The organism is Microbacterium sp. NPDC097977 (genome assembly GCF_040302605.1).
GTDB lineage: Bacteria > Actinomycetota > Actinomycetes > Actinomycetales > Microbacteriaceae > Microbacterium.
In genome coordinates this window covers 13,421-32,821 of sequence record NZ_JBEOUR010000042.1, presented here as the reverse complement: position 1 = coordinate 32,821, position 19,401 = coordinate 13,421, and the positions used below count along the sequence as shown (strand labels likewise).

The following is a 19,401-nucleotide window of genomic DNA, read 5'->3' as shown; positions in this document are numbered from 1 at the left end:
CGCGGCTCACCGCCGTCGTGTCGACCGTCGTGTAGGCGGGCGAAGGGAAGGAGGTCGCCGGAGCACCCTCGACGCCGGTGAACGCCTGGTTCCACACGGACCCGGCCCAGGATCCCACCTCGCTGTTGCGGGTGTACCACTGCTGCTGGGGGCCCGACCCCGCCTCGCCATCGATCACCGAGTCCGCGAGGAATCCGCCGCTGGAGAAGCCCCAGAACTGTGGGTGCAGCTGCAGATCGCCCTGGATGTGCACTCGTCGCATCGGGGCGGCCTGCGAGACCGCCCATCTCGCGGCTCCGCCGGAGGGGGTGATCGACACGTTCTCGAGCGAGCGCCAGAAGTTGGTCAGCGCATCGTCGACCCATGGCTGCGCAGGATCCCACACGCGGCCTTCGACGCGTACCTGCCCCTCTATGCCGACGTCGTCGGGAAGCAGTCCGAGCCCGGCGACCGAGGTGTAATAGCCGAGCTGCGCGTCGACGGAGTACTCACCAGGCTTGAACAGCACTGCTGCGCGCTGATCGGTGAACTCGGCCGTCCCCAGCTCGTCGAAGAGTGAGTCGAACAGCGCCTGTGTCTGCGCTGGATCATCGGCGGGGTCGATGATGTGGACGTTCGGACCGAAATCCGGGTCTCCGCCGCTCTCGTCGGCTGATGCCGCAGAGCCGGTGGCGATCAGTCCGCTCACGAGCAGGGACCCGACGCACAGTGTGGCGCCGAGTCGGAGGGGTCGTCGAAGGTGCATTCATTTCTCCTCGTTGAGTGTGAATCTCGGGCGCGGGCTCGCGCCCCCTTTACGTCGTGGAATCGCCGGGTCAGGCGTCCTCGTACTCGTCGGGCGACCACTCCTCTCGCCAGTCGATGATCGGGCGGCCGTCTTCGAAGCGGATCGGCAGCCAGACGTAGTCGGCGATCGAGGTGTCGACGTAGGCGAACTCCTCCATCGGCTCGTCGCCGTCCTTGCCCGGTGCGAAGTGCTCGATGAAGGCCTGCCGTGCACGATCGCCGTGTTCCAGGTAGCGCGGGAGCCAACGGTCGGCGATCGCGATGTAGAGGTCCTTCTTTCCCGGATGCCGGAACACCGACGAGATCTGGGAGTGGAAAGACGTGCGCGACTCGTCGTCCGGGTGCAGATCTCCGAGCACCTCGAACGGGCCGTGATAGCCGCGTGAGACGGCCGACTCCGACGGGTTCGGGTAGTACCCCGTGGTGCCCGAAGTCAGCAGGTAGTGCAGTCCGCCGCGCTGGAAGTGGGCAGGAGCCTCGCGCACGAACGGCGGCTGCGACTGCGGGAAATGCGTCGAGTAGTACCCCGTGACGTCGGTGTAGTCACTGGTGAGATCGGCGCAGATCATCTCGGAGTGCACCCGTTCGAAGTAGTAGTACCCCTTGCCGTCGTGCGGGTCGACGACCAGATCGAAGTCGCCGGCGCTCATGTCGAGCGGCCGCAGCCAGGTGCGCTGGATCTCGTAGGGACCGAGGATGCTGTCGGCGGTGAGCACCGTCGATCGCTGCACCGATCCCTTGGTCATCACCTTCACCCAGCAGACGAACTTGCCGGTCTCTGCGTTGAAGATGATGTGCGGTCGATCGAGACCCTGGCCCGGATGCAACGGTGAGGACTCGTCATCTTCGTCCGGCGGGATGATGACACCGCGGTCGTCCCAGTTGATGAGGTCGGTCGATGAGTAGCATCGCACCCCCCAGTGCCAGATGCCGCTCCCGGGGGTGGAGAACTCCTTGTTCTCGCCGTACCAGTAGTGCACACCGTCGACGGTGAGCACGGAGCCGCCGTGCGCGTGGATGCGCTCGCCCTCGGTGTCGAGCCACACGTGTCCCGGCCGGATCCGCTGCTGAATCATGCTGCTCCTTCGTTCTCGAGAACGGGCTCGGGTCGGCGCCAGCCGAAGAACGGACGTTCAGGGTCGTCGTCGACAGAGCGGAAGGTGGTGGTGAACGAGTGCAGACCCGGACCGACGGGAATCTGCTCCGTCGAGCCCGGCAGCACGAGGAAGCCGGTGGATGCCGCGGGCACCTCGAGCGAGATCGACATCGACTCCCCGTCGCGCTCCCACGAGATCGCGGCGGAGCCGCGGACGCTGTCGTACCGCGCGCTGGCCCGGGTGAGGCCGCCGCCCGGCCGCGGCTCGAAGCGGATGCGCTCCCACCCCGGCGCGTCGGCAGCGAGACCTGCGACGGCACGGTGCAGGAAGTCCGCGACGGCGCCGAGCGCGTAGTGGTTGAAGGACGTCATGTCGCCGGGGTTGATCGAGCCGTCGGGGAGCATGCTGTCCCACCGCTCCCAGATCGTCGTCGCCCCCATGCTCACCGGATACAGCCACGACGGCAGTTCGTCCTGCAGCAGCAGGTGGTACGCGTAGTCCATGCTGCCGGCGCGCACCAGAGCGTCGCAGATGATCGGCGTCCCGACGAACCCCGTCGAGATGTGGAATCCGCCCGCTCCGACGAGTTCCTGAAGGCGAGCGCCGGCGCGCCGCACCTGCTCCTCGTTCTCGAAGAGCTCGAACACCAGCGCGACGGCGAGCGAGGTCGGGGTGTCGCTGACCACGCGGCCGCTGTCGCTGAGGAACTCGTCCTGGAACGCACGCACCGCACGCTCGGCGATCGAGCGGTAGCGCGCGGCATCCGCCTCCTGTCCGAGAAGCATCGCGGCATCGGCCACGATGCGCGCCGTCCGCACGTGATACGCAGTCGCCACGAGGTACTTGTCGGTGTGCGACTTACCCGGGTCCTCGGGTGGCGCGGTCGGGTCGAGCCAGTCCCCCAGCTGGAATCCGCTGTTCCACAGACCGGTGTGGCCGGTGAGGCCGTCGACCAGGTCGACCCAGGCCCGCATGCTCGCGTACTGATCGGCGAGGATCCGCAGATCGCCGTCGTTGCGGTACATCTCCCACGGGACGATCACTGCCGCGTCACCCCAGGCCGCCGTGGGGAAATTCGGGAAGCCGCACTCCACCCAGGGCACGAAGTTGGGCACGTGGCCCTGGTCGGCCTGCTCGAACGCGAGATCGCGCAGCCATCCGGTGAGCGTGCCATGCGCGGCGAACAGGCGAAGCGCGGTCGGTGCGAACACCTGGATGTCGCCCGTCCAGCCCACGCGCTCGTCGCGCTGCGGGCAATCGGTGGGCAGATCGACGAAGTTGTCGCGCATGCTCCAGACCACGTTGGAGTGCAGGCGGTCCAGTCCGTCGTTCGACGACTCGAACCACCCCGTGCGACGCATCCCGGTATGGATCACCACCGCCTCCACGTCGCCCTCGTGCAGCTCGCCCGGCCAGTTCTCGAGCTCGGCGTACTGGAAGCCGTGGATCGTGAACCGAGGCGTGTAGATCTCCTCGCCGTTCCCCGCGGCCGTGTAGGTGTCGACCGACGTCGCCGCGCGAAGAGGTCGGATGCCGAGCTCTCCGTTCTCGATCACCTCGGCATGATGCAGCGTCACCGTATGTCCGGCATCCGCGCGAAGCCTGATGCGCAGCACGCCGGAGATGTTCTGGCCGAAGTCGAGACGGATGCGACCACTCTGCTGTCGAGTGATCGACACCGGTCTCAGCACCTGGGTCTCCTGCACGGGCAGCGCGGTGGGCGGCTCGATCTCGGCCGGGAAGTCGGTTCGGCGCAGCGTGGCCGCCGGAGTCCAGCCGGACGCGTCGAAACCGGCGGCGGACCAGCCGATCTGGGCGAGCCGCGCATCGAAGGTCTCGCCCTCGTACAGCCCCACCTCGGTGATCGGCGACGGCGCCGTGGTCCACTCGAGGGGCACGTGATGCGTCGCACCGTCGGCCGTGGTGACCTCGAACTGGGCGAGCAGTGCGACATCCGCGCCGTAGATGTCCCAGACTCCGCCGTCGAAACCGATGTGCCCTCGGTACCAGCCGTCGGCGAGCCACGCTCCGACGACGTTCTCGCCTTTTCGCAACGCGGCGGTCACGTCGTGCGTCTGATAGCGCAGGCGGTGGGTGTAGCTCGTCCATCCCGGCGCCAGCACGTCGTCGCCGATGCGTCCGCCGTTGACCTCGAGCTCGTACACGCCGTGCGCGGTCGAATGGATCCGGGCACGGACGATGCCCTCGGGCAGAGTCCCCTCGTCGACGACCGCTCGCAGCAGGTAGGCGGGGCGGGGTGCATCGCGTCCGGCCGCGACCGACGGCGACACGAAGTCGACGCGCCAGTCGTCGCCGAGCCCGGCCTCGATCCTCATCGGCTCGCTCCAGATCTCGGAGCCGACAGCACGGATACGCAGTTCTCCCCCCGCGCGTGGGGCGAGCGGAGCGAACGGCCACGGCACATGCTGGGTCGTCACGATCCGCTCGATCCGCGTCGTGCCGTCGTCCGCGGTGAACTCGGCCTCGAACGCGGATGCGACGGCATCCGCCACGAAGGAGATCCGAGGCTCGGCCTCGCCGATGCCGATGGTCGTGCCATCGCGACGGTTCTCCAGCCAGATCTCGATGATGTTCGTCATGTCAGCCCTTCACCGATCCTGCGGTCAGGCCCTTCATGACCTGCTGGTTGAGGAACACGTAGATGAGCAGCGTTCCGAGTACGTTGACCGAGATCGCGGCGAAGGTCGGCCCGTACTGGACCGCCCCGTACTCTCCGGTGAAGTTGAGCAACCCGACCTGGATCGTGCGCAGGTCGCTGCTGTTGGTGAAGGTCAGCGCGATGAGCAGGTCGTTCCAGAGGAAGAAGAACTGCACGAGGCCGATCGTGAAGAGGGCGTTCTTGACCAGCGGAAGCCCGATCGAGAAGAACGAACGGAAGATCGACGCGCCGTCGAGAGTCGACGCCTCGAAGATCTCCCGAGGCACGGAGCGGAAGAACGTCGCCATCATGAACACGGTCAACGGCATGCCCAGCGCGACATAGGTGATGATGAGCGGCCACAGGGTGCCGGTCATGTTCGTGCGGAAGTAGATCGTGAACAGCGGCAGCAGGATCATCTGCGCCGGCACCATGATGCCGGCGAGGAAGAGCAGCAGGACGGTGCCTCTGCCCTTCCAGACCATGACCTCGAGAGCGAAGCCCGCGGCGGTGCCGAACACCAGGATGATCGCGAGCGACGGGAACACCGCGATCACGCTGTTGACGATGTACTTGCCGAACTCGCCGGTGGTGAAGACGTCGATGTAGTTGACGATGTCCCACGATTGCGGCAGCGCCCAGAACGGCTCGTTGAGGAACTCGCTCTGGGTCTTGAACGACCCGAGCAGCATCCAGAGGATCGGGTAGACCTCGACGATGAGGAGCACGGCGATCAGCAGCCGGATCGGAAGCCTGCGGAGGAAGTCGCGCGCGCCCCGTCTGTTCGGGTCGACGTCGCGTCGGGTGGGCAGCGGGGTGCCCGTGACGATGGTGGTGGTTGCGCTCACTGGTTCAGTCCTTCGTCAGGTCGCGGCGGGTGGAGCGGAAGATGAAGACCGTGAACAGCAGGCACAGGATCGTCAGCATGAGCGCGATCGTGCTGCCGTACCCGTAGTCGCCGTAGGCGAACGACGTGCGGAACATGTACAGCGTCAGCGGTGTGGTGGCATTGCCGGGCCCGCCGTTGGTCAATGCCACGACGGTGTCGAAGACCTTGAGTGTGCCATTGATGCTGAAGATGATCGACGACAGCAGTACCGGAAGCGACAAGGGCAGCACGATCGTGCGGATGAGCTTCCAGCCGGAGGCGCCGTCGATGCGTGCCGACTCGATGAGCTCATCGGGGATGTCGACGAGTCCCGCATAGAGAAGCACGGCGTAGAAGCCCATCGAGCGCCAGAGGTCCATCGCGATGATGACCCAGAAGGAGGCATCAGGGGTGCCGAACCAATCGAGGTTCTGTCCTCCGAGGATGCCGAGGAACGAGTTCACCGGGCCGACCGTCGGCGCCGCCTCGAACAGGCGCTGGAACAGCAGCGCGACCGCCACCGTCGGCAGGACGACGGGGAAGAACACGATCGTGCGGATGATGCCCGACCCCTTGCGGAGCCAGAAGACGTACATCAGAGAGAGCAGGTACCCCACGATCACCTGTAGTGCCGTGAGGATGAGGGCGTACTTCAGCGTGAAGAAGATCGCGTTCCACGCGGCCGGGTCCTGGAAGAACTTCGCGAAGTTGGCGAACCCGTTGAAGGTGAAGCCGGTGATGGGGTTGCCGTCCTGCACCGTGTAGAACAGCGACCACACGATCGGGACGAGCATGACGAGCGAGTAGACGAGCAGCGCGGGTCCGAGGAGGACGAAGATGGCGCGCTTGTCACCGAGGACTTTGTGCATGGTGGATCTCCTGATGCGACGACGACGGTCCCGGGGCGAGCGGATGCCCGCCCCGGGAGTGGGTCAGCCTTCGTCGTTGGCTGCCTGGACGAGCTTCATGAACTCTTCACCGGAGAGGCTGCCGTTGGCGAGGCCCGCACCGTTGTTCTGGCTGATGCCGGTGGCCTTCGGCGTGAAGAGCGCCTCGAACCACAGGACGCTGGAGGGAGCGTTGGCGATCTCCTCCTGCACGGCCTGCGTCGTCGAAGGAAGGTCCGTGGGCGGGTTGTCGACCACGAAGCCCGACACGACGCCGCTGTCGTTCAGCGCGGTGTCGCCGTAGCCCTCGGCGATGCACTTCAGCCAGGCGGCGGACTCGTCGTCGTAGTTCTTCTCGGCGAACATCACCGGGATGCCGACGTTCGCGGGGACCTCGTCGATGCTCCCCTTCCCTCCCTCGACCGCAGGGAACCGGGCGAAGCCGACGTTGTCGACCCCGATCTGGTTCTGCTCCTCGTCGTTGAAGTTCGCCAGCGCCCAGCTGCCCATGTAGTAGAAGGCGGCTTTGCCGGTGAGGAACAGGTTCATCGAGGCGTTGTAGTCGATCGAGCCGACGGCATCGCCGAAGTATCCGGCGGTGCCGAGCTCCGCGACCGCGTCGGCCGCGGCGACGTACTCGGGGTCGGTCAGCTTCGCGTCGCCGTCGGCCACCTTCTGCAGGGCGTCGGCGCCGAGGGTGCGGAAGATGTAGTCGCCCACCAGGCGCGTGACCGGCCAGCCGTCCTTGCCTGCGGTCGCGAACGGCTGCACGCCGGCGTCCTTCAGGGTGGAGGCGGCGTCGACGAGGTCATCCCACGTCTCGGGCACCTCGACGCCGTTGTCGGCGAGCAGTTCCTTGTTGTACCAGAATCCCTCGATGTTGAACTCCGTCGGCAGAGCGTAGAGCGCCCCGTCTCCGTACAGCGCCTTGACGGTCGACTCGGCAGCAGGGACCAGACGGTCGGAGACGCCGAGGTCGTCGAGCGCCGTGGAGAGGTCGAGCACCTTGCCGCCGTCGATGAACTCCGACATGAGCGCCGGCGTGCCGGCGGCCATCTGCATGTCGGAGAGACCGTCCTGGCTGGCGAGCAGCTGCAGCTGCTGATCCCACTGCGTACCCGAGATGTCGTCGGATGTCAGCGGTGCGGCGTCGGCCGCGGCCTTGCACTGGTCACCCGCGAGAGTCTCCAGCGTCGTGATGATCGTGGTGTTCTCGGTCTGGCCGAGATAGCTGAACTCGCCGTCTCCGGCGCCAGACCCGGATCCGGATCCTCCGGAGCCTCCTGAGCAGGCCGAGAGCGCGAGAGCACCGACACCGATGAGCGCGATTGCGGGGGCAAGGCGACGGGCGCGCCTCGTTGCTGTGGTCACTGTTCCTCCTTGAAGAGCGACGCCTCTTTTGAAGCGCTTCATTCACACCATGCCATATAAAAAAAGAGCATGTCAAGACCGTTACGAAGCAGAAATGAAGCGCTTCACGATCACGCATGCCCTAGAGTTGAAGGATCAGGTCATGGCGAGGATGCCGAGGAGGACGAAGTGACCGACACTCCCCCACCCGCGCGCGCGAAGCCCAGCATGACCGACGTCGCGGCCCACGCAGGAGTCGCACTCGGCACGGTCTCGAACACGCTGAACAACCCCGAGAAGGTGCGCGAGGCCACGCGGCGCAAGGTGCTCGCATCCATCGCCGAGCTCGGCTTCGTGCGCAACGACGCCGCGCGCTCGCTCGCCGCCGGCAACAGCACCTCGGTCGGCCTGGTACTCGCCGACCTCGGCAACTCGTTCTTCGTCGACATCGCCCGCGGCGCCGAGCGTGCGCTCCGACGCCACAAGATGGACGTGCTGATCGTCAACTCCGACGTCGACCCCGATCGCGAGGTGCACAATCTCGAGCTGCTCGACCGCTCACGTGTCGCCGGCATCATCCTCGCCCCGCTCGACACCGTCCTCGCGAAGTCGCCGCACCCGGACAACCGCACGACGCCGACGGTGCTCGCGAACTTCGAGTCCCCCTCCCTCGCGTACCCCGGGGTGACCGTGGACGAGCGGCATGGCGGAGCACTGGCGGCCTCGCACCTGATAACGCTCGGCCGCAGACGACTGCTGTTCGTCGGAGGACCGCGCTTCCTCACCGCGGTGAACCAGCGGTGGGAGGGAGCCGAGCAGGCCACGACCGTCCACCCCGACGCGCGTATCGACATCCTCGAGACGCGCGGAGTGAACATCCGCCACGGGCGGGATGCCGGAAGGCAGATCCTCGCCCGCGGTGCCGGCACCTACGATGGCATCGTCGCCGCATCCGACCTCGTGGCGATCGGACTCATCCAGATCCTCAACGAGGTTCCCGGATTCTCGGTGCCCGGCGACATCGCCATCACCGGATACGACAACAACCACTTCGCATCCGAGAGCGCGATCCCGATCAGCACGGTCAGCCAGCCGGGCGAAGAGATGGGCGCTGTCGCGGCCGACCTGCTGCTGGAGCGCATCGCCGACCCGGGGGCACCCGCACGCAGCGTGACGCTCGAACCGCGGTTGCTGCCGCGCGCCTCCACCCTCGGCGAGATGTGGCGCAGGGACTGACTCGAGCGCCGCACGCCGCGTGCATCACCCGTGCGGCGACGCCCCGCAGCGGCCCCGGAAACGAGAGATCCCCGCCGCTCTCGCGACGGGGATCTCACCTGATGTGCGCCCGAAGGGACTCGAACCCCTAACCTTCTGATCCGTAGTCAGATGCTCTATCCATTGAGCTACGGGCGCTCCTGGACCGCTCAGCGGGCCGTAGAACAGCCTACAACAGACGCGGCGCGAAAGCGAAACGAGGGTCAGTCCTCGTCCGCGCCGACCTTCTGCTTCGTCTTCCGCTTGGCCTTCGCGCGCTGCAGCGACGACAGCGCCTGCAGGTCGACCAGCCGCAGAGCCTGCATTCTGGCCTCGCGCATCCGGTCGTAGTCGGGATCCTGATCGGGCCGCATCCCCTCGACGCGCAGGCGCCGATCGAGGTTGTGGCGCACATCGGCCCAGGCGCCCTCGCGGGCCTCCTCGACGATCACGCGCAGCGCCGCGTCGTCTTCCATCACGTCGCGCAGCTTCGCGGCGACACCGTGCGACTGCTTGGCCCGGCGGCGCAGGTTGCGCACATCGCGGTCGCGGTAGTCGTGGGTGCCCGACGGATCGGAGTGACGGCCCCTGGCGCGCTTGCGCAGCTGGGTCAGGTTGCGCTCGATCTCCTCCGACTCCTCGGCCATCGCCCGCAGCGCCTCCCGCGCGTCGGCGACGTACCGGTCGGTGTCGAACACCCCGTTCTCGGCGATCGTGCCGATGAGGATGTGATTCTTCACGGCGAGGCGCGCGGCGGCGGTCGCGATCGCAACGCCTTCGGCGACGGCATCCGCAGTTCTTCCCACCCCGACCTCCTCCATTGAGAATACCCGTATCGCTTCGTCGCGCACTCGGCCAGAATGGATCGGGATCACGCCGTCGCCTCCTGTCCGGCGCCGAACGTCACCCTCGATCCCCGTCGGGAGGAGTGCAGTGAAGCGTCTCGCCCTCGCCGGGAGCACGACGGTCGTCACCGGAGCCGCGAACGGGATGGGCGCGCAGATCGCGCGGATCCTCGCCGCCGACGGCGTGCACCTCGCTCTGATCGACCACGACGCCGACGCGCTCGCGACGGTGGTCGTGGCCCTCCCCCCGACCACCGTCACCGCACACGTGGTCGACCTGCGCGACGACGACGCCGTGTTCGCCGCCGCCGCCGACATCTCCGCCGCGCATCCTCGGATCTCCGCCCTGATCACGTGCGCGGGATCGTCGATGCTCGGCACGCTCGATCAGCTCACGATGGAGGAGATGCGCTGGCTCGCCGACGTCAACCTCTGGGGCACCGTGTCGATCACCAAAGCGCTGCTGCCCTCGCTGCGCGCGTCTCCCGCCGCGCACATCACCCACCTCGCGAGCATCTACGCGCTCGCCGCGCCCGCCGGACGCATCCCCTATGCGCTGAGCAAGTACGCGGTGCGGGGCTTCTCCGAGGCGCTGCGGCACGAGCTCGAGGGGACGACGGTGACGGTGGGGGCGGTGTACCCGGCCGGAGTCCGCACCGGCATCATCCTGCACGGTCGCTACGCCGCGGCGATCGATCCCGCCGTGGCCGCACGGGCGGCGGAGGCGCAGGCGGCGATGTACCACACCGAGCCCGCGGACGCGGCGGCCGCGATCGTCCGGGCGACGATGCGCCGTCGTGCGCGCACGATGGTGGGCCGGGAGGCCCGCCTCGTCGACGTCCTGGTGCGGCTCGCTCCTGCCGCCTACTGGCGAGTGATGCGACGCCCCCTGCGCGACGCCGTCGACACGACGACCCCGATCGACTGACGGGCTCAGCGCACGGCGCCGACCCAGATCCCTGAGGCCCAGGCCTGCTGATCGCCGTCGCAGCCGACGGAGCCCGGATACCCGCGCACCACCGCCATGCAGTTCGCGAGGAACTCCGGGTCGCCGCCGAACATCGACTGATACGTGTCCGAGGCGGTGAGCGCACCCCACACGCGGAACTGGTAGATGTGCGCGAGCTCGTGCGCCATCGCCCAGTTCAGTCGCTCGGTGCTCCACTGGGCGATGTCCGCGCGGTACTTGATGTACCCGTTGCTGTTCGCACAGGCGGCGGCCGATCCCCCGGCGCACGAGGCCGACTCGTACAGCCCCACCCCGCCTCCGCCCACCGTGTCGAGGGCGGCGCGCACCCGCGCGTAGCCGTCGGGTCCGCTCGACGACCAGGCAGGTCCCCCGGGCGCCGCGTACTGCGCGGCCTCCCAGACCGAGACGTCCTGGCCGACCTTGTCGATCAGGGCATGCACCGTCGCCGTCGCGGCGACGACCACCGCGGGGTCCTTGCGCTCGGCGAGCACGGCCTGCTGAGCGGACTGCACCGCCGCCCGATGCGCCGCGGTGTCGACCTTGCCCTCGGCCGACGTCAGCGCCGTCTGCAGACCCGCCAGCTCGGCCACGAACGCGGACCGCACATCGAGGACGGCCGCACGATCGGCGATCTCCCCCTCCGTGATCTCGATCAGTCCGGTGAGGCGGTCGGTGCGCATCTGCGCCGACTGCTCGGACTGCACGAGCGTGCGCAGCTCGTCGATCACGGCGGCGCGGTCGGCGTCGAGCGCCACGGCGCGACTCACGACCCCCGCGGCCAGCAGCAGGGTCGCGACCATGGTGACCGAGAAGATGCGCCGGATCACGGCGTGCCCGTCACGGGAGGAACCCGGTGGTGTCGGACAGCAGCGTCTCCTGGGCGGCGAGCGCGGTGCGCAGCGCCGTCAGCTGCTCGGCGTATCGATAGTTCCCGTCACGTGTGGCCTCGAGCGACTGCTCGGCACGCACCACCGCAGCCTTCGCCTCGTCGAGTGCGTCGACCCGCTGCTGATCCGCGACCACGACGAGCACGCATCCCCCGATGAGCAGCAGACCACCGGCGACCACCGCGACGCCCCTCATATCGCTCCCCAGGAGAAGATGACCATCCGGAACGATTCCGTAGAGCCAATATATCTCCGGCTCGAGCGGCCAGCTAGCGCGCGGCGGGCGACACCGCCCCGCGGAAGCGGCGAAGTCGCAGGCTGTTCAGCACCACGAACACACTGGAGAACGCCATCGCCGCCCCTGCGAGCATCGGGTTGAGCAGTCCGAGGGCCGCGAGCGGTATCGCCGCAACGTTGTAGGCCAGCGCCCAGAACAGGTTGCCGCGAATGGTCCCCAGCGTGCGCCGCGCCAGCCGGATCGCATCCACGGCGCCCCACAGGTCGGCCCGCACGAGGGTCAGGTCCGAGGCCTCGATGGCCGCATCGGTTCCGGTGCCCATCGCGATCCCGAGGTCGGACTGTGCGAGCGCCGCGGCGTCGTTGACACCGTCGCCCACCATCGCCACGCTGCGCCCCTGCTGCTGCAGGGCCACGATCTCGGCCACCTTCTGCTCGGGCAGCACTCCGGCGCGCACCTCGTCGATGCCGACCGCGGCGGCGACGCGCCGCGCGGTGCGCTCGTTGTCTCCCGTGAGCAGCACCGGTCGCAGTCCGAGCTGTCGCAGCGCGGCGATCGCGTCTGCGCTCGACGGCCTGACCTGATCCGCGACGATCAGCACGCCGCGCACCCGTCCGTCCCACGCCACGGCGACCGCCGTCCGCGCGCTCTCCTCGGCGGCGTCGAACGCGGCGGCGAGGGAGGGGTCGAGCTGCAGCCCCCAGTCGGCGAGCAGAGAGGGCCGTCCGGCGACCACTGCTCGCGCATCGACGACACCGGTGACGCCGCGGCCCTGCACGTTCTGGAAGGACTCGACCGCCGGCAGAGCGCCGAGTCGCTCGGTCGCGCCGCGCACGATCGCCTGCGCGATCGGATGCTCCGATGCCTCCTCCACCGCGGCCGTGAGGCGCAGCACCTCGGCCTCGTCCTCTCCCGACGCGGGGATGACCTCGAGGAGCGTCATGCGTCCGGTGGTGACCGTGCCGGTCTTGTCGAGCACGATGGTGTCGACGCGACGGGTCGACTCGAGAACCTCCGGTCCCTTGATGAGCAGTCCGAGCTGAGCGCCCCGCCCCGTCCCCACGAGCAGTGCCATCGGGGTTGCGAGGCCGAGCGCACACGGGCAGGCGATGATCAGCACGGCCACCGCCGCTGTGAAAGCGGCCGCCGTGCCGCCTCCGACGAGCAGCCAGGTGACGAGGGTCACCGCCGAGATCGCGAACACGATCGGCACGAAGATCGCCGACAGCCGGTCGGCGATCCGCTGTGCCTCGGCCTTGCCCGACTGCGCCTCCTCCACGAGGCGTGCGATGCGGGCGAGCTGGGTGTCGCCGCCGATGCGCGTCGCCGTGACCCGCAGTCGACCGCCGATGTTCACGGTGGCACCGGTGACGGCGTCGCCCGGGTGCACCTCGACCGGCACGGACTCGCCCGTGAGCATCGAGGCGTCCACCGCGGACGCCCCCTCGAGCACGACGCCGTCGGTCGCGATCTTCTCGCCGGGCCGCACGATGAACACGTCGCCCACCGCGAGGTCGGCGAGCGGCATCCGCTCTTCGCGACCTCCGCGCACGACCGCGACGTCCTTCGCGCCGAGCTCGCCGAGCGCGCGCAGTGCCGCGCCCGCCCGACGCTTGGACCGCTGCTCGAGAAAGCGCCCGAGCAGCAGGAACATCGTCACGCCGGCGGCGACTTCGAGGTAGATGCTCCCCAGGCCGTCGCCGCGTTCGATGAACCGGAACGGGTGCGTCATGCCCCACATGCCCGCGGTGCCGAAGAAGAGGGCGTACAGCGACCACGCGAAGGCGGCGGTGACGCCGACCGAGATGAGCGTGTCCATCGTGACGGTGCGGTGCGCCGCGTTCCGCAGGGCGGCACGGTGGAACGGCCAGGCCGCCCAGGTGACGACGGGAGTGGCGAGGATCAGCGACGCCCACTGCCATCCGGCGAACTGGAGGGGCTCGGCCATCGCCATCGCGATCACCGGGACCGCGAGCGCGATCGAGACGATCAGCCGCAGGCGCAGCAGTCGGTACGCCGGATCGACCGCATCCGCCTGCACCTCTCTCGGCAGTGCGGCCGTGTACCCCGTGCGCACGACCTCGGAGATGAGGTCGTCGACGACGATTCCGGCACGGGCCTCGACGTGCGCCTTCTCGGTGGCGTAGTTCACCGACGCGGAGACGCCGTCGATGCGGTTCAGTCGCTTCTCGACGCGCGCGGCGCACGACGCGCAGGTCATGCCCCCGATGTCGAGGTCGTAGGAGACGGGCTCCGTCGAGGTGGCCATCTCAGGCACGCGCCGCGGTGTACCCGGCCTCGTCGACGGCGGCCAGCACGGCGGCGTCGTCGACCGGTGCGTCGGCGGTGATCACGAGCCTGCCCGAGTCCGCGCTCACCTCGATCACGGTCACCCCCGGCAGCTTCGCGACCTCGCTGCGGACGGATCGCTCACAGTGGCCGCAGGTCATCCCGGTCACGGCGTATGCGGTCGTAGTCATCTCTGCATCCCTTCGACGGTTCCGAATACCCCCCTGGGGTATTCATCCAGAGACAACAGTACCCCTTCGAGGGGTATTCCCGCAGGGATCTCAGATCCCGGAGTGCCCACCGGCGAGGCGGCGCTCGGCGGTGGCCTGGCCGCTCGCCAGATGCCGCGGGATCAGCCACCGCAGCGTGTCGGTGTCACGCGCGGCGACCGCCTCGAGGATCACCCGGTGCTCCTCGGCCATCGCGAGCAGGTCGTCGTGCTGTCCGAACAGCCAGCGCAGTCGGGTCACGAACACGCCGATCAGCTCGTCGAGCATCTCGTTGCCCGCCAGCTCCGTCGCCACCTCGTGGAATTCGCCGGCGGCCATGCGGGCGGTCTCGGTGTCTCCCGCCTGGGCCGCCGACAGCTCCCGGTCGAGCGCAGCCCGGAGGCGTGCGATGCCCTCGTCGGTATGACGCTCGGCGGCGAAGAGGAAGATCAGGGTCTCGATCGCTTCGCGGACCTCGCCGAAGTCCTGGATGTCCCGGCGGGTGAACTCCCGCACGACCGCCCAACTGCGCGGTCGCGCGACCACCACGCCCTCGCTGACCAGGGTGCGGATCGCCTCGCGAACAGGCAGTCGCGAGACGTGGAGTTCGGCGGCGATGTCGCGCTCGACGAGCCGCGATCCGGGCGCGCGGCGCCCGAGGATGATGTCGTCGCGAAGAATGCGCGTCACCCTCACCGACTCGAGTTCGCCTGCAGTCCCCGCCCCCGCCATACGCGGATCCTCTCATTCCTCGCCCCGACCCGACAAGTTCGGCGCCCCCGCGCACGAGGCCGCCGGGCCGGCCGGGCGCCCGGGCCGGGGCACCCTGCCGGGGCACGCACGCGAGAGGGGGCCGGATGCCGCAGCATCCGCCCCCCTCTCGGAGCACGTCGCTCAGGGCAGGCGGTTCGCCTTCGCGAGGTTCGCCTCGAGCTCCGCGGCGGTCTGCTTCACGACGTACGCCGGACGGTCGCGCTCGACGCGCCAGGACTCGCTCAGCGGGCCGATGTTCACGGTGTCGAAGCCCGCCTCGTCGTAGAAGCGCGTGACGAAGTCCGTGGCGTCGGCGTCGTCGCCCGCGGTGGCGAGGGCACGGCGCCCCTCGGTTCCGGCCGGGGTTCCGTCAGTGGTGATGTCGGCCGAGTAGATGTGGTTGAACGCCTTCGCGATCCGCGACGTCGGCAGCTTCTGCTGCAGCATCTCGGAGGTCGTGGTCTCGCCCTTGTCGAGCGCCTCGATGTGACCGTCGCGCTCGAAGTAGTAGTTGTTCGTGTCGAGCACGATCTTGCCGGCGAGCTGGTCGGCGGGCAGCTGATCGATCGCGCCGAGCGGCACGGTCACGACGGCCACCTCCGCCGCCTCGGCGGCGTCCGCGGCGGTCGCCGCCTTCGCCTTCGGCCCGAGCTCTGCGATGAGATCCGCGAGCGTCTCCGGTCCGCGGGAATTCGCGATCACGACGTCGTATCCGTTGGCCACGGCGACGCGCGCGATCTGGCTGCCGATGTGTCCTGCTCCGATGATTCCGAGAGTTGTCATGCTCGGCCCAACGTCGCAGCGGGCGCACTATTCCCGCGGCGACCGCGTGTCTCCGCGCCTGCTCCGTGTCGCCGGTCGCTCAGACCGTGAGCAGGAAGCGCTCCTCGACACGGCGGTACCCCAGGCTCTCGTACAGCCGGACCGCCCCGTCGTTTAAGCCGAAGACGTGGAGTCCGATCGAGTCGGCGCCGAACCGCGCCGCCTCGCGCTCGGCCGCGATCATCACGTCGCGCCCGTACCCCCGGCGACGTCGGTCGCTCGCGATCTCGATGTCGAGGATGAACGCGTGCGGGCGCCCGCCCCGACGGCGGATGCCGATCCAGAGGACTCCGACCTCCTCGCCCTCGACCTCGGCGATGAAGAGCTCCTGCCCGGCGGAATCGATGCCGTCCGGCAGCTCGAGCTGCATCTGCCGGTGCGACTCCACCGCCGCATCCTCCGCCGAATAGCGGCCGGAGGATGCGAGATCCTCGGCGAAGGCCGCCTCAGAGCTCGCCGCGAAATCGACGAAGCGAGCTGCCGTCATCGGCGTCAGCACCAGAGACGAGGGCGCATCGCGCGACGGCAGCGGTTCGAGGAGCATCTGGATCGAGGCGACTTCGAATCCGCGCCCCTTGACGAACGCACGACTCGCGGCGTCGCAGACGTAGACGGCCATGCTGATCCGGTCGACGCTCTGCCGCCGTGCGAGCTCCCTCAGACGCTCGAGCACCTGGTCGAGCAGGACCGCATCCGGTGCGGAGTCGAACGCGAGATCGACGACGAACAGCACACCGTTGTTGGCGGCGAGCCACACCGTCCCGTGACGATGCGCGCCCTCGTCGATCGTGAGGATCAGAGAGGTCTCGGTGGCGAGCCCGTGCGGCAGCAGCTCATCGAGGAACGCATCGACCCTCTCGATCGCGTCGCCCCCGACGAACATCCCCGACTCCAGGCGGAGGGCGAGCAGGCGTTCCCGCGTGGCCGCACGCCAGTCGTCGAACCGGGCGTCATCGAGCGGAGTCAGGCGCACAGACATGTCTCCATCCTGCCCGTGCGTGCTCACGCCCGGTGGAGCGCGTCTTCGACGGCGACCCAGGCGAGCATCGCGCACTTCACCCGTGCCACGTACCGCGAGACACCGCCCAGGGCTGCCACGTCGCCGAGGAGCTCCTCGTCGGGCTCGATCTTGCCGCGCGAGCGCATGGCCTCGCGGAACGCCGCGATGCGGACCTCGAGCTCGGGCACGGTGAGTCCCTCGGCGAGCTCGGCGAGCAGCGACGCGGATGCCTGGGAGATGGCGCATCCGTGCCCCTCCCACGCGAGCGCCTCGATGCTGCCGTCGTCGGCCCGATGCACCTGCAGGGTGACCTCGTCGCCGCAGGTCGGGTTCACCTGGTGGGACTGCGCCGCGATCTCCTCGCGGAGCCCGAACCCGTGCGGGGTGCGCGAATGGTCGAGGATGAGCTCCTGATACAGGCCCTGCAGATCACTCATGCGCCCCTCCGGAAGAAGTCGATCGCGCCCTGGACGCCGTCGACGACGGCATCCACCTCGGCGTCGGTGGTGTACAGATACGTGCTCGCCCTGGTCGACGAGGTGATGCCGAGACGGCGGTGCAACGGCTGCGCGCAGTGATGCCCGACCCGCACCGCGATTCCGAGGTCGTCGAGGAACTGCCCGACGTCGTGCGAGTGGATGCCGTCGACGTCGAAGCTCGCGAGGCCCACTCGCGGCAGATCGATGCCGGCGCCGAGCACCCGCACCCCGTCGACGGCGGTGAGCCCGTCGAAGAGGCGGGCGCCGAGCGCTGCCTCGTGCGCGGCGATGCGCGGCATCCCCACCGCGGTGAGGTAGTCGACCGCGGCGGCCAGCGCGACGACCTGGGACACCCGCTGCGTGCCGGCCTCGAAGCGCTGGGGCGGCGGCAGGTACGAGGCCTCGGTGGTGGTGACGGTGGTGATCATGGATCCGCCGGTGAGGAACGGGGGCATGATCTCGAGCAGTTCACGGCGACCGTAGAGCGCACCGATCCCGGTCGGGCCCAGCATCTTGTGACCCGAGATCACGGCGAAGTCGACGTCGAGGGCGTGCACGTCGAGCGGCAGATGCGGTGCGGACTGACAGGCATCGAGCACCACGAATGCACCGACCTCGCGGGCGAGGGCGACGAGCTGAGCCACGGGATTGATCACCCCCAGCACGTTCGACACGTGGGTGACGGCGACGAGTCTGGTGCGCGCCGAGATGATGTCCGCGGCGACATCGAGCCGCAGCGCCCCGTGGTCGTCGAGCGGGATCACTCGCAGGGTCGCTCCGGTGCGCGCGGCGAGCTCCTGCCACGGGATGAGGTTGGCGTGATGTTCCATCTCGGTGGTCACGATCTCGTCGCCCTCACGCAGACGCAGCGGCTCCGCCGCCGCTCCACCCCGCCCGAGCGAGGCGTTCGAGAGCGAGTACGCGATGAGGTTCAGCGCCTCTGTGGCATTCGAGGTCCAGACGAGCTCCCCGACGTCTGCGCCGATGAAGCGCGCCACGGTCGCCCTTGCATCCTCGAAGACCTCCGTCGCCTCGGCGGCCAGCGTGTGCGCGCCGCGGTGTACGGCCGCGTTGAGGGTCGAGGCGAATTCGCGTTCGGCATCCAGCACGGAGAACGGGCGCTGCGATGTCGCCCCGGAGTCGAGGTAGGCGAGCGGATGCCCGTGCACCTCGGTCTGCAGGATCGGGAAGTCCTGGCGGAGGCGTCGCACCTCCTCGTCCGTGAGGGGACCGTCGCTCGGCGGGCTGATCGCGTCGACGTCGCGGGAAGTGCTCATCCTTCTAGCTTCTCATCCGGCGGGGCGAGACGGGTCACGATCGCGGCCGGCGAGTGGCACGCAACTGCCCTAGGCTCGCAGCATGTTCAGCGCCGCCACGCTCGTGACCTTCGTCGTCGCGGCATTCGTCATGGTCGTGATCCCCGGTCCGACCGTGCTCTTCACGATCGGCCGCGCCATGGCTCTGGGGCGGGTCGGCGGCTTCCTGAGCATCCTGGGCACCGCGGTCGGGTCGATCCTGCTCGTCATCGGCGTGGCGCTCGGGGTCGGCACCGTGGTCGCGCAGTCGATCGTGCTGTTCACCATCGTCAAGGTCCTCGGCGCCGGGTACCTCGTGTTCTTGGGCATCCAGGCGATCAGACATCGCACCGACGCGGCGAAGGCGATGACGGGGGCGGTGCCGACTCGCTCAGGTCTGCGACTGCTCGGCGAGGGCTTCGTCGTCGGTGCCACGAACCCCAAGTCGATCGCGTTCTTCCTCGCGATCCTGCCGCAGTTCGTCGACCTCCACTCGGGATCGGTGCCTCTGCAACTGCTGGTGCTCGGGGCGATCGTCGTCGCGATCGGAGTGGCCTGCGATGCGATCTGGGTACTGCTCGCGAGTGCGGCACGAGACTGGTTCGGCCGCTCACCGCGACGCATCGAGGCCATGAGCGCGACCGGCGGGAGCCTCATGATCGCTCTCGGCGCGTTCCTGCTGGTGTGGAGCGAGAAGCCCGCGAGCGTCTGAG

At 68.7% G+C, this 19,401-nt stretch carries 18 protein-coding genes, 1 tRNA gene and 1 pseudogene; 3 read left to right on the top strand and 17 right to left on the bottom strand.

All coding sequences use genetic code 11. The annotated features are described in order from the left end of the window. The 6 genes and pseudogenes from ABTZ43_RS10925 to ABTZ43_RS10900 form a co-directional block, all read right to left on the bottom strand. Positions 1–745, bottom strand: a pseudogene (locus tag ABTZ43_RS10925) (hypothetical protein); the annotation flags it as partial. Positions 746–815: 70 nt separating this feature from the next. Then, the gene (locus tag ABTZ43_RS10920) at positions 816–1,862 is read right to left on the bottom strand and encodes a family 43 glycosylhydrolase (protein WP_350538806.1); all 1,047 of its coding nucleotides are present in this window, start codon (positions 1,860–1,862) and stop codon (positions 816–818) included. Next, complete coding sequence (locus ABTZ43_RS10915) at positions 1,859–4,483, bottom strand: family 78 glycoside hydrolase catalytic domain (protein WP_350538805.1); 2,625 nt, start codon at positions 4,481–4,483, stop codon at positions 1,859–1,861. The genes ABTZ43_RS10920 and ABTZ43_RS10915 overlap by 4 nt, the downstream gene beginning before the upstream one ends. A gap of 1 nt (position 4,484) precedes the next feature. Further along, positions 4,485–5,390: a carbohydrate ABC transporter permease gene (locus tag ABTZ43_RS10910; protein WP_230108571.1), complete on the bottom strand. Its 906-nt coding sequence runs from the start codon at positions 5,388–5,390 to the stop codon at positions 4,485–4,487. Positions 5,391–5,394: 4 nt separating this feature from the next. Then, positions 5,395–6,279, bottom strand: a complete 885-nt coding sequence (locus ABTZ43_RS10905) for a carbohydrate ABC transporter permease (RefSeq protein WP_350538804.1) — start codon at positions 6,277–6,279, stop codon at positions 5,395–5,397. A 63-nt stretch (positions 6,280–6,342) separates the two neighbouring features. After that, complete coding sequence (locus tag ABTZ43_RS10900) at positions 6,343–7,668, bottom strand: ABC transporter substrate-binding protein (protein WP_350538803.1); 1,326 nt, start codon at positions 7,666–7,668, stop codon at positions 6,343–6,345. 168 nt (positions 7,669–7,836) lie between these two features. On the opposite strand from ABTZ43_RS10900, the gene ABTZ43_RS10895 reads away from it, so the two are divergent. Then, complete coding sequence (locus ABTZ43_RS10895; protein ID WP_350538802.1) at positions 7,837–8,883, top strand: LacI family DNA-binding transcriptional regulator; 1,047 nt, start codon at positions 7,837–7,839, stop codon at positions 8,881–8,883. A 104-nt stretch (positions 8,884–8,987) separates the two neighbouring features. Here the strand turns inward: ABTZ43_RS10895 and ABTZ43_RS10890 are convergent. Next, positions 8,988–9,060: transfer RNA gene (locus ABTZ43_RS10890), tRNA-Arg, on the bottom strand. Positions 9,061–9,125: 65 nt separating this feature from the next. Continuing rightward, the gene (locus ABTZ43_RS10885; RefSeq protein ID WP_200946551.1) at positions 9,126–9,707 is read right to left on the bottom strand and encodes an asparagine synthase; all 582 of its coding nucleotides are present in this window, start codon (positions 9,705–9,707) and stop codon (positions 9,126–9,128) included. Between the two features lie 127 nt (positions 9,708–9,834). Between ABTZ43_RS10885 and ABTZ43_RS10880 the strand changes: the two genes are divergently transcribed. Further along, entirely contained in the window at positions 9,835–10,674 is an 840-nt protein-coding gene (locus ABTZ43_RS10880) for an SDR family NAD(P)-dependent oxidoreductase (protein WP_350538801.1), read from the top strand. 5 nt (positions 10,675–10,679) lie between these two features. Here the strand turns inward: ABTZ43_RS10880 and ABTZ43_RS10875 are convergent, their stop codons facing one another. The 9 genes from ABTZ43_RS10875 to ABTZ43_RS10835 form a co-directional block, all read right to left on the bottom strand. Continuing rightward, positions 10,680–11,543, bottom strand: a complete 864-nt coding sequence (locus tag ABTZ43_RS10875; protein WP_314094048.1) for a hypothetical protein — start codon at positions 11,541–11,543, stop codon at positions 10,680–10,682. 10 nt (positions 11,544–11,553) lie between these two features. Further along, positions 11,554–11,799: a hypothetical protein gene (locus tag ABTZ43_RS10870; RefSeq protein ID WP_149423830.1), complete on the bottom strand. Its 246-nt coding sequence runs from the start codon at positions 11,797–11,799 to the stop codon at positions 11,554–11,556. Positions 11,800–11,872: 73 nt separating this feature from the next. Further along, entirely contained in the window at positions 11,873–14,110 is a 2,238-nt protein-coding gene (locus ABTZ43_RS10865) for a heavy metal translocating P-type ATPase (protein ID WP_350538800.1), read from the bottom strand. A 1-nt stretch (position 14,111) separates the two neighbouring features. Further along, positions 14,112–14,321 carry a heavy-metal-associated domain-containing protein gene (locus ABTZ43_RS10860; protein ID WP_350538799.1) on the bottom strand — a complete coding sequence of 70 codons (210 nt, stop codon included), beginning with the start codon at positions 14,319–14,321 and terminating at the stop codon, positions 14,112–14,114. Positions 14,322–14,411: 90 nt separating this feature from the next. Next, a complete protein-coding gene (locus ABTZ43_RS10855) occupies positions 14,412–15,029 on the bottom strand; it encodes a GntR family transcriptional regulator (RefSeq protein WP_350538798.1) in 618 nt (205 codons plus the stop codon). A 204-nt stretch (positions 15,030–15,233) separates the two neighbouring features. Continuing rightward, positions 15,234–15,875, bottom strand: a complete 642-nt coding sequence (locus ABTZ43_RS10850) for an NADPH-dependent F420 reductase (RefSeq protein WP_350538797.1) — start codon at positions 15,873–15,875, stop codon at positions 15,234–15,236. A 79-nt stretch (positions 15,876–15,954) separates the two neighbouring features. Next, positions 15,955–16,893, bottom strand: a complete 939-nt coding sequence (locus ABTZ43_RS10845) for a GNAT family N-acetyltransferase (RefSeq protein WP_350538796.1) — start codon at positions 16,891–16,893, stop codon at positions 15,955–15,957. Between the two features lie 23 nt (positions 16,894–16,916). Next, on the bottom strand, positions 16,917–17,351 hold the full coding sequence (sufU, locus tag ABTZ43_RS10840; RefSeq protein ID WP_045254805.1) for a Fe-S cluster assembly sulfur transfer protein SufU: 435 nt from the start codon (positions 17,349–17,351) through the stop codon (positions 16,917–16,919). Next, positions 17,348–18,670: a SufS family cysteine desulfurase gene (locus ABTZ43_RS10835; protein ID WP_350538795.1), complete on the bottom strand. Its 1,323-nt coding sequence runs from the start codon at positions 18,668–18,670 to the stop codon at positions 17,348–17,350. The genes sufU and ABTZ43_RS10835 overlap by 4 nt, the downstream gene beginning before the upstream one ends. Before the next feature lie 82 nt (positions 18,671–18,752). Here ABTZ43_RS10835 and ABTZ43_RS10830 point away from each other — a divergent pair, with 82 nt between their 5' ends. After that, positions 18,753–19,400, top strand: a complete 648-nt coding sequence (locus ABTZ43_RS10830) for a LysE family translocator (protein ID WP_350538794.1) — start codon at positions 18,753–18,755, stop codon at positions 19,398–19,400. The last annotated feature ends 1 nt before the right edge of the window (position 19,401 follow it).

What these genes read in the sequence shown, in the direction of transcription:
- ABTZ43_RS10835 (WP_350538795.1), bottom strand. Translation starts at nt 18,670, where the DNA reads ATGAGCACTTCCCGCGACGTCGACGCGATCAGCCCGCCGAGCGACGGT.
- sufU (WP_045254805.1), bottom strand. Translation starts at nt 17,351, where the DNA reads ATGAGTGATCTGCAGGGCCTGTATCAGGAGCTCATCCTCGACCATTCG.
- ABTZ43_RS10905 (WP_350538804.1), bottom strand. Translation starts at nt 6,279, where the DNA reads ATGCACAAAGTCCTCGGTGACAAGCGCGCCATCTTCGTCCTCCTCGGA.
- ABTZ43_RS10850 (WP_350538797.1), bottom strand. Translation starts at nt 15,875, where the DNA reads ATGACAACTCTCGGAATCATCGGAGCAGGACACATCGGCAGCCAGATC.
- ABTZ43_RS10920 (WP_350538806.1), bottom strand. Translation starts at nt 1,862, where the DNA reads ATGATTCAGCAGCGGATCCGGCCGGGACACGTGTGGCTCGACACCGAG.
- ABTZ43_RS10830 (WP_350538794.1), top strand. Translation starts at nt 18,753, where the DNA reads ATGTTCAGCGCCGCCACGCTCGTGACCTTCGTCGTCGCGGCATTCGTC.
- ABTZ43_RS10915 (WP_350538805.1), bottom strand. Translation starts at nt 4,483, where the DNA reads ATGACGAACATCATCGAGATCTGGCTGGAGAACCGTCGCGATGGCACG.
- ABTZ43_RS10865 (WP_350538800.1), bottom strand. Translation starts at nt 14,110, where the DNA reads ATGGCCACCTCGACGGAGCCCGTCTCCTACGACCTCGACATCGGGGGC.
- ABTZ43_RS10870 (WP_149423830.1), bottom strand. Translation starts at nt 11,799, where the DNA reads ATGAGGGGCGTCGCGGTGGTCGCCGGTGGTCTGCTGCTCATCGGGGGA.
- ABTZ43_RS10860 (WP_350538799.1), bottom strand. Translation starts at nt 14,321, where the DNA reads ATGACTACGACCGCATACGCCGTGACCGGGATGACCTGCGGCCACTGT.
- ABTZ43_RS10845 (WP_350538796.1), bottom strand. Translation starts at nt 16,893, where the DNA reads ATGTCTGTGCGCCTGACTCCGCTCGATGACGCCCGGTTCGACGACTGG.